This is a genomic window from Herbaspirillum sp. B65 (genome assembly GCF_000333555.1).
GTDB lineage: Bacteria > Pseudomonadota > Gammaproteobacteria > Burkholderiales > Burkholderiaceae_D > Herbaspirillum > Herbaspirillum rubrisubalbicans.
In genome coordinates this window covers 1-1,615 of record NZ_BADI01000385.1, presented here as the reverse complement: position 1 = coordinate 1,615, position 1,615 = coordinate 1, and the positions used below count along the sequence as shown (strand labels likewise).

Here is a 1,615-nt window from a genome sequence, read left to right as displayed (position 1 = left end):
CGGCCAGATTTCTGGCGGCAGCGTCAGCGTGTGGCGCTGGCGCGCGCGCTGGTGGCCGAACCCGACATGCTCTTGCTGGATGAACCCTTCTCGGCGCTGGACCTGTCCTTGCGCCAACGGATGCGCCAGGAACTGGCCGAGCTGCAAACCCATCTGCAGGTACCGATGCTGCTCATCACCCACGACCCGGCCGATGTCGAGGCGCTGGGCCAGACAGTGTTCGAACTACGCGACGGCCAGTTGCGCTGAACCCGGCCACGCAGACGAAAAAAAAGCCGCACCCTTGTGGGGTACGGCAGCAAGTTCGGGGGTCACCCCGCCGGCCCGCGCAAGGATGCGGGCCGGCGTCACATCACACATTCACAAACATTCATACGACAGTCTTGCCCACTGCGAAGCAGCGCCTCAGGCGGCCTTCTTGGCCTTGTCGTCGAAGAATTGTTCATCTTCGGTCGAACCATGCAGGGCCGTGGTCGACGACTGGCCTTGCTGGATGGCTTGGGTCACGGCGTCGAAGTAGCCGGTACCGACTTCGCGCTGGTGCTTGACCGCCGTGAAGCCCTTGGCGGCGGCGGCGAATTCGGCTTCCTGCAGTTCCACGAAGGCCGACATCTGGTTGCGGGCATAGCCGTGCGCCAGGTTGAACATCGAGTAGTTCAGCGCATGGAAGCCAGCCAGCGTGATGAACTGGAACTTGTAGCCCATGGCGCCCAGCTCGCGCTGGAACTTGGCGATGGTGGCGTCGTCCAGGTTCTTCTTCCAGTTGAAGGACGGCGAGCAGTTGTAGGCCAACAGCTTGCCCGGGAACTTGGCATGGATGGCTTCGGCGAAGGTCTTGGCAAAAGCCAGGTCCGGCTTGCCGGTTTCGCACCAGACCATGTCGGCATACTCGGCATAGGCCAGGCCACGCGAGATCGCCTGATCGATGCCCGGATGGGTCTTGAAGAAACCTTCGACAGTGCGCTCACCCGACAGGAAGGGCTTGTCGTTGGCATCCACGTCCGAGGTCAACAGGTCAGCGGCTTCGGCGTCGGTACGGGCGATCACCAGGGTCTTGGTGCCCATGACGTCGGCGGCCAGACGGGCGGCGTTGAGCTTTTCACAGGCTTCGCGGGTCGGCACCAGCACCTTGCCCCCCATGTGGCCGCACTTCTTGACCGAGGCCAGTTGGTCTTCGAAGTGCACACCGGCGGCACCGGCTTCGATCATCGACTTCATCAGTTCGAAGGCATTCAGGACGCCGCCGAAACCGGCTTCGGCATCGGCCACGATGGGCGCGAAGAAGTCGATGTCGTCACGGCCTTCGGACCACTGGATCTGGTCGGCGCGGGCGAAGGTGTTGTTGATGCGCTTGACCACCATCGGCACCGAATTGGCCGGGTACAGCGACTGGTCGGGATACATTTCACCGGCCAGGTTGGCGTCGCCGGCCACTTGCCAGCCGGACAGGTAGATTGCCTTCAGGCCAGCCTTGACCTGCTGCATGGCCTGGTTGCCGGTCAGGGCGCCCAGGGCGTTGACGAAGGGTTCGTTGTGAACCAGATTCCAGAGCTTGTCGGCACCGCGCTTGGCCAGGGTGTGCTCGATCTGCAGCGAACCGCGCAGACGGACCACG

2 protein-coding genes are annotated in these 1,615 nt (G+C 63.2%); one reads left to right on the top strand and one right to left on the bottom strand.

What is annotated here, in order from left to right; genetic code table 11:
• A partial coding sequence (locus I5W_RS09365) for an ATP-binding cassette domain-containing protein (RefSeq protein WP_148289074.1) occupies positions 1 to 249 on the top strand: 249 nt, incomplete at its 5' end.
• A 156-nt stretch (positions 250 to 405) separates the two neighbouring features.
• Here I5W_RS09365 and aceA read toward each other — a convergent pair.
• Positions 406 to 1,615 (bottom strand): isocitrate lyase (aceA, locus tag I5W_RS09360; RefSeq protein ID WP_044529019.1); only part of this gene is annotated, 1,210 nt, incomplete at its 5' end.